A 4,051-nucleotide genomic window follows, 5' to 3' on the forward strand; every position below is an offset into this window, starting at 1 on the left:
GGGCGCCACTGGCCCGGGCGCGTTAGACGGTGGGGTCGGTGTGTGGGCGGGCCCTTATCCCGCGGCCGTACCACTCACGACCTAAGCGAGGCCTCGCACAGCGCGGGCGGGTGGCCGGTCACCCCTGATCGCGGCGACCATCTCCAGTACCTGACGGGTCCGGCGCACCTCGTGCACGCGGAAGACCGCGCAGCCGTCGGCCGCCGCGAGCGCGGTGGAAGCGAGGGTGCCGTCGACGCGTTCGGCCAGTTCGACGCCGAGCGTCTCGCCGACGAAGTCCTTGTTGGACAGTGCCATCAGCACCGGCCAGCCCGTGGCGACGAGCTCACCGGCATGCCTCAGCAACTCCAGGCTGTGCCAGGTGTTCTTGCCGAAGTCGTGCGTCGGGTCGATGAGGATCCCCTCGCGAGGCACGCCCAATGCCACCAAAGCCTCGGCATGGCGGGTGGTCTCTTCGATGACATCGGCGACGACGTCCGGGTAGCGCACGCGGAACGGCCGGGTGCGGGGCACGGCGTGGCCGGTGTGCGAGCAGACGTAGCCCGCGCCGAACTCGGCCGCGACCTCGGCGAGCTTCGGGTCGGCTCCCGCCCAGGTGTCGTTGATGAGGTCGGCGCCCACCTCGCAGGCCAGCCTGCCGACCTCGTGGCGCCAGGTGTCGACGCTGATCACGACTTCGGGGTAGCGAGCCCGGATCTCCTCGACGAACGGGATGACGCGGCGGAGTTCCTCGTCGACGTCGACGTCGGCTCCGGGGCCGGCCTTCACTCCCCCGATGTCGATGATGTCGGCGCCCTCGCCGACCGCGCGGCCGACGGCGGCGAGCGCGGTCTCGTCGGAGAAGGTGGCGCCCTTGTCGTAGAAGGAGTCGGGGGTGCGGTTGACGATCGCCATGACCAGCGCGCGGTCGGCAGCCACACGACGGCCCCGGAAGGTCAGCTCGATCACAAGCCGACCTTACCGGGGCCGCGACGGGTCAGACGAGCAACAGGAACAGCAGGCCGTTAGGCGTGCCGAGGCCGGTCACGTTGTCGTAGCCACCGGTCGTGTGGATCGTCAGATTGGGATAGTCGAACAGCCGCGCCGAGCGCACGAGGCCGCCGGAGGCGTCGACGCCGTTGACGTAGTCGACACGGGCGACCGCGCCGTCGACGTGCTTGGTGTCGGCGATCGCGGAGGTCCGCGAGGTCACCTTGTAGATCATCGGGTTGATGAACCCGTGGTGGAAGTGCGTCAGGCTGTCCGCCACCGCCATCACGCCCGCGAACACCGGCGACGCGAGGCTGGTGCCGCCGATGCGGTACTGGTCGTAGTGCGCGCCTTCGGGGAACGTCTGCGTCTGGCCGACCAGGAACCCGGTGTTCGGGTCGCCGACGGCGGAGATGTCAGGGACGACCCTGCCCTTCTTGCCGCCGGTCTGGTTCTGCGTCGAAAGCGCGTCGGGGACGACGCCCTTCTGGTAGAACGGCTGCTCGAACAGGCGGCTGGTGCCACCACCCGAGCCACTCGTGTACGCGCCGGGGAACGCGGGCGTGTACGTGCCGTTGGTCAGCGTGCTCTTGCCGGTCTCCCAGCCGGTCTCGAAGATCCGCTTGCCGTCCTTGCCGATCGCGAGGCTGGTGCCGCCGACCGCGGTGATCCACGGCGCCGACGCGGAGAAGTCGGGCGACGGGGTGCCGAGGCGGGCGACCTCGTCGCCGTTGTCACCGGACGAGAAGTACACGCCGATGCCCTGGAGCACGGCCTGCAGCGAGATCTGGTTGAACGCCTTCACCTCGTCTGCGGGGATGTCCTCGCCGGTGTCGCCGTAGGAGTTCGAGACGATGTCGGCCTTCTGGCCGGCGACCACCCAGTTCAGCGCGATGTCGAGCGAGAGGTCCTGGCAGTCGGACCCGCCGACGTAGAGGATGTCCGCGCCGGGCGCGAGCCCGTGCGCCGCCTCGACGTCGAGGGTCTCCTCGCCGTACCAGCCCGCGGCGTCGCAGCCGTCCGGCCCTTCGAGGTCGGGGTTGACCGGGAAGACCTTCTGCGAGAACTGCGAGGCCTTCAGCGGGTGCGCCGGGTCGTTGCGGCGGGCGTACTCGCTGGCGTCGGCGTAGATGGTCGGCGAGGCGAACGCGTCGATGATCGCGATCGTGGTGCCGCGGCCGTCCGCGCCGAGCTTCGCGGCCGTGTCGAGGCCGTAGGCCGACCGCAGCTGCGCCGGGGTGTACCCGCAGGGCGCGTACGGGAGCTGCTTGCCGTTGTAGGCCGGGTCGGTGGTGTCGGTCTTCTCGCCGTAGTACGTGCTGCACGGCGCCGCGTTGCGGAAGCCGGGGCCGGGCGGGACGTCCTGCGGCTTGTCACGGCCGTCGGTGTGGTTCGGCTTGAACAGGTTGGTCGCCTGGTCGACGCCGATCACGCCGAGCACGTCCTTGGCGAGCGCGGCGGGCACCGACAGGTTCTTGTCGGCAGCACGCAGCGTCTGCCCCTTGACCGCGTACTTGCCGAGCTTGATGTCGAACGCCTTCTGCACCTGGTCGGCGGTGCCGGTCGCCTCGACGTACGCCCGGTTCGACGGCACCGAGCCGACGGCGAACCCGGCGCCGGAGAGCCAGGTCTTGACCGCGCCGACCGTGGCGTCGGTGGCCGAGAACCGGTCGCGCACCTGCGCGGCGCTCAGGTACTTGCGGTAGGACGGGCCGCCCGGCTCCGAAACGGACCGCGCCGCGGCTTCGGCGGCGGCCTGGTCACGCAGGTTGAGGTAGACCCGGAACGTCAGCTTCGCGCTGGGCGCGGCGTCGGCGACCTTGGCTTGGGGCGTCGCCCAGGTGGGATGCGACTCGGGGATGTCAGACCGTCCTTGGGCGGAAGCGGCTGACGGAGCCGCGGCGGCGAACCCTCCCACCACCGCGAGCGCAACCAACATCGTAAGGGTTCTTCGCACAGGGACTCCCTTTCATGAACCGTCCACGACTGCGCGGACAACGGGAGACCCTAAATCCGATCACCGGTACTAGGAAGCGAAAAAATGACCACATTTAAACCGTTATCTAAGCCGCCTGAATTCGCCACTTCAGTGTAAAAATGCGAAAGCGGGCGCTAAATCCGATTTGCCCGCCGGGCAATCGTGCCGAAATGCGCTCGGACGCCTGGAACGTCCGGTTCCGCCGCCGTCCACAACTGTTGACACGATCCAGGGCCACAGATGTCACTCAGTGCGGCTAACCTACTTTCGATGGGCCCACCCTCGCTGACGATCCGTCCCGCGCAGCCGCGGGACGCCGCCACGCTGCTCAAGCTTCAGCTCGCTCTCGACGATGAGAGCGAGTTCATGTTGCTGGACAGGGGCGAGCGGGCCGACGACCCCGGCGAGGTGCGTGCCCGCCTGCAGGCGATCGCGGACGGTATCGACTACTCATTCGTCCTTTTGGCCGAATACGAAGGTGGACTCGTCGGCTATATCGACGTGGCCGTACTCCCGTATGCCCGCAGCAGGCGCACCGGATACGTGGTCATGGGGGTCACTGCCGACGCACAGGGCAAGGGCATCGGAAAGGCTTTGCTCGCCGAAGCCACCCAATACGGCGCGGGCCTGGGCCTGCGAAGACTCGAACTGACCGTCATGACGTACAACCATTCGGCCATCGGCCTCTATCTCGCGTCCGGCTTCCAGGTGGAGGGCCTGCGCGCGGCCTCCATCGACCACGGCGGCATCGCCGTCGACGAGTACTACATGGGCCTGCTGCTCAGCCCCGAGTCCTGGGAGAACTGACCCTCGCGTGACCACCAGGCTGTGGTTTAGGTCACTCTCACGAGGCGGCTTTGGCTGGAAGCCGATCTTTCCGGCAGCCACTAATACGGCGTTCAACAGCCTTTTCCGGGCTTGTCAACGCTGTTTCCCCGGGGTGATCTTCGTACATTCCCGGACTATTCGATCATCGTCGCCTTCCATGTGGGTGTCGTGTGTGTTGGGGGGGGGGGGGGAGAGAGGGGCGACAAAAAAAACAACCCCAAAGAAAAAACCGACGAGGCCAAAAGAAAAAAGCGGGGGAGGAAAAAGAGGGCGGGG

The 4,051-nt window shown here is 67.8% G+C and carries 3 protein-coding genes; 1 reads left to right on the forward strand and 2 read right to left on the reverse strand.

Annotation, left to right across the window (positions count from 1 at the left end; translation table 11 throughout):
- Window positions 1-81 precede the first annotated feature (81 nt).
- Both folP and ACFV15_RS08035 read right to left on the reverse strand, forming a co-directional pair.
- Window positions 82-948, reverse strand: a complete 867-nt coding sequence (folP, locus tag ACFV15_RS08030) for a dihydropteroate synthase (protein WP_378349459.1) — start codon at window positions 946-948, stop codon at window positions 82-84.
- A gap of 28 nt (window positions 949-976) precedes the next feature.
- Window positions 977-2,908 (reverse strand): protease pro-enzyme activation domain-containing protein, encoded by a 1,932-nt coding sequence (locus ACFV15_RS08035; RefSeq protein WP_378349460.1) that lies wholly within the window; start codon window positions 2,906-2,908, stop codon window positions 977-979.
- 309 nt (window positions 2,909-3,217) lie between these two features.
- Here ACFV15_RS08035 and ACFV15_RS08040 point away from each other — a divergent pair, with 309 nt between their 5' ends.
- Entirely contained in the window at window positions 3,218-3,754 is a 537-nt protein-coding gene (locus ACFV15_RS08040) for a GNAT family N-acetyltransferase (protein WP_378349461.1), read from the forward strand.
- Window positions 3,755-4,051 lie beyond the last annotated feature (297 nt).

This window comes from Amycolatopsis sp. NPDC059657, assembly GCF_042734395.1.
In the GTDB taxonomy this organism is placed as follows: Bacteria; Actinomycetota; Actinomycetes; order Mycobacteriales; family Pseudonocardiaceae; genus Amycolatopsis.

Excerpts from the sequence above, each read along its gene's own strand:
- ACFV15_RS08040 (WP_378349461.1), top strand. The coding sequence starts at position 3,218 with ATGGGCCCACCCTCGCTGACGATCCGTCCCGCGCAGCCGCGGGACGCC.
- ACFV15_RS08035 (WP_378349460.1), bottom strand. The coding sequence starts at position 2,908 with ATGTTGGTTGCGCTCGCGGTGGTGGGAGGGTTCGCCGCCGCGGCTCCG.